Genomic DNA, 3,199 nt, shown 5'->3' on the forward strand with positions numbered 1-3,199 from the left:
CTCCCCGGCTACTCGTCCGTGAAGTGCGCGAGTGCGGTGATCACCCGTTCCGCGACGTCCGGCGGCCAGGGGAAGGAGGGCGAGACCGCCCGCTGGTGGGCGAGCCCGTGCAGGCCGAGCCAGAGGGCGACCGCGTCGGCGGCCACGTCGGTGCTGGTGGCGCACCCGGCGGCGACACAGTCCTGGAGGGCTTCGGCGAGCCGCCGCAGGCTCGCGTCGCCCAGCGTGCCGAGGTCCTGCGCCGTCACGGAACTCGCGTCCGGGTCGGGCATCCAGAGCCCCCCGAACATCGTGCGGTAGCGCCCGGGACGGGCCTCGGCGAAGTCCAGATAGCCCCGGCACAGGGCGGTGAGCCGGGCGCGGGGCGCGTCGCCGGCGGCGTCCACGGCGGCGCGCAGCAGCTCGTCCAGGTCGGCGAAGGCGTTGCGCACCACGGCCAGCATGATGGCGGGCTGGTCAGGGAAGTGGCGGTAGATCGAGGGGGCGGCGATGCCCACCCGGCGGGCGACGGAGCGCAGGGTGATGGCGCTCTCGTCACCGGTCTCGTCGAGCAGGGCGACCGCCGCGTCCACGATCTCCTCGCGCAGCCGGGCCCCCTCCCCGCGACGGTTCCGCACGCGGGCGGGCGCGGGGGCAGGCGCGGGCGCGGAGGCGGACGGTTCGGCGGAGGTCGTGGCGGGCGGTCCGGCGGGCTTCGTGACCGATGTCGCTGGCGTGTCGTCTCCCATACACATGACCTTACAGCGGAAAACTTATGGGCGTTCGCCTTGCGGCCGCCCGCACCACGACCGGCCACGACCGGCCACGACCGGTCACGACCTCCACGACTTCTTTGCCCGCCGACCCGTTCCTGACGCGACGTCAGTTCAGTAACCTGACAGTTCGTCAGTTATGACGGCTGTGACAGCCATACAGGAGCGGGCGGACCGATGCTTGGATCAACCCACGGCACCCTCACCACCGACTCCCGCCGGACCGGGGTCGTCGCCTGCGGCGGGCAGCCCGCCCCCGCGGTGCACGGCAGACCGGCCGCCACCGACGACCTGGACGTCAGCGGACGGCCGCTGTACGCCGGCGTACCCGACCTGGACCGCTTCTTCCGCCCGGAGTCCGTGGCCGTCGTCGGCGCCTCCGACGCCGAGGGCCGCCCGAACACCGGCATCACCCGGCAGCTGCTCGCCTGGGCCGGGCGGGTCGGCGCCAGGCTGCACCCGGTGCACCCGGCCCGCGAGAGCGTGTTCGGCCTGCCCTGCGTCCCCTCCGTCACGGACCTGCCCGAACAGGTCGACCTGGCCGTGCTGCTGGTCGCCGACCCCCTCCCCCTGATCGAGCAACTCGCGGACGCCAAGGTCCGGTTCGCGGTCGCCTTCGCGTCCGGGTTCGCCGAGACGGGAGCGGAGGGCGCCGCCGCGCAGGAGCGTCTCGCCGAGGCCGTGCGGCGCTCGCTGCGGCGCTCGGGACCGCGCTCGGGGCTGCGGCTGCTCGGCCCGAACACCAACCTCAACGCGTTCGAGGAGTTCCGCGACGACCTGGAGGGACCGGCGATCGCGCTGATCACCCAGTCGGGACACCAGGGCCGCCCGCTCTTCGCCCTCCAGGAGCTGGGCATCCGGCTCTCCCACTGGGCGCCCACCGGCAACGAGGCCGACCTGGAGAGCGCCGACTTCATCTCGTACTTCGCCGAGCGGCCCGAGGTGGGCGCCATCGCCTGTTACCTGGAGGGGCTGAAGGACGGCCGCTCCTTCCTCCTCGCCGCCGACCGGGCCGCCCGGCGCGGGGTGCCCGTCGTCGCGGTCAAGGTCGGCCGCACCGGGGCGGGCGCGCGGACGGCCGCCTCCCACACCGGCAAGCTGACCGGCGCCGACGCGGTGGTGGACGCCGCGATGCGCCAGTACGGGGTGGTGCGCGTCGACGGCCTCGACGAACTGCAGGACACCGCCGCCCTGCTGGCACGCGCCCGGCCGCCCGCCGGCTCCTGCGACGGGGTGGCCGTCTACTCGATCTCCGGCGGCACCGGCGCGCACTTCTGCGACCTGGCCACCGAGGCGGGGCTGCGCCTGCCCGCCCTCTCCGCCGCCAAGCAGGCCGAACTGCACCGGTGGATACCCGAGTACCTGGACGTCACCAATCCGGTCGACAACGGCGGCCACCCGGTCGGCGACTGGCGGGGGCGCCGGATCATCGACGCGATCCTCGCCGATCCGGCCGTCGGGGTGCTGGTGTGCCCGATCACGGGCCCCTTCCCGCCCATGAGCGACCGGCTCGCGCGGGACCTGGTGGACGCGGCCGAGGAGACGGACAAACTGGTCTGCGTGGTGTGGGGTTCGCCGGTCGGCACCGAGTCCGCGTACCGCGAGACCCTGCTGGGCTCGTCGCGCGTCGCGACCTTCCGCACGTTCGCGAACTGCATCACGGCGGTACGCGCCCATCTGGACCACGCGCGGTTCGCGGCCGCGTACCGCTCCCCCTTCGACGAGGCGCCCCGCACCCCGTCGCCCTCCTTCCGCAAGGCGCAGGCGCTGATGCGGCCGGGCAGCAGGCTCAGCGAGCACGCGGCGAAGCAGCTGCTGCGCGCGTACGGGATCCGGGTGCCGCGGGAGCAGCTGGTGACCAGCGCGGCGGCGGCCGTGCGGGCGGCCGGGCTCGTCGGGTACCCCGTCGTGATGAAGGCGTCCGGTGCGCGCCTCGCCCACAAGACGGAGCTGGGGCTGGTCAGGATCGGCCTCACCTCGGCCAGCCAGGTGCGGGACACCTACCGCGAGCTGACCGACACGGCCCGCTACGAGGACGTGCCGCTCGACGGGGTCCTGGTGTGCCAGATGGTGGAGCCGGGCGTGGAGATGGTGGTCGGGGTGGCGCAGGACGACCTCTTCGGGCCGACGGTGACGGTCGGGCTCGGCGGCGTCCTGGTGGAGGTGCTGCGGGACACGGCCGTGCGGGTGCCGCCGTTCGGGGAGGAGCAGGCGCGCTCGATGCTCGACGAGCTGCGGGGGCGGGCGCTGCTCGACGGTGTCCGCGGGAGGCCTCCGGCGGATCTGGACGCGTTGGTGGAGGTGGTCCTGCGGGTCCAGCGGATGGCGCTGGAACTGGACGGGGACCTCTCGGAGCTGGACATCAACCCCCTGATGGTGCTGCCGCGGGGGCAGGGGGCGGTGGCGCTGGACGCGCTGGCGGTGTGTCGCTGACGGTTGACCGGGGC

General features: G+C 74.3%; 2 protein-coding genes. One reads left to right on the forward strand and one right to left on the reverse strand.

Annotation, left to right across the window (positions count from 1 at the left end; all coding sequences use genetic code 11):
- Positions 1–8: 8 nt before the first annotated feature.
- Entirely contained in the window at positions 9–728 is a 720-nt protein-coding gene (locus FGF04_RS00980; RefSeq protein ID WP_149509244.1) for a TetR/AcrR family transcriptional regulator, read from the reverse strand.
- Positions 729–929: 201 nt separating this feature from the next.
- Here FGF04_RS00980 and FGF04_RS00985 point away from each other — a divergent pair, with 201 nt between their 5' ends.
- Positions 930–3,185: an acetate--CoA ligase family protein gene (locus tag FGF04_RS00985; RefSeq protein ID WP_149509245.1), complete on the forward strand. Its 2,256-nt coding sequence runs from the start codon at positions 930–932 to the stop codon at positions 3,183–3,185.
- Positions 3,186–3,199 lie beyond the last annotated feature (14 nt).

It is taken from the genome of Streptomyces apricus (genome assembly GCF_008369065.1).
GTDB lineage: Bacteria > Actinomycetota > Actinomycetes > Streptomycetales > Streptomycetaceae > Streptomyces > Streptomyces apricus.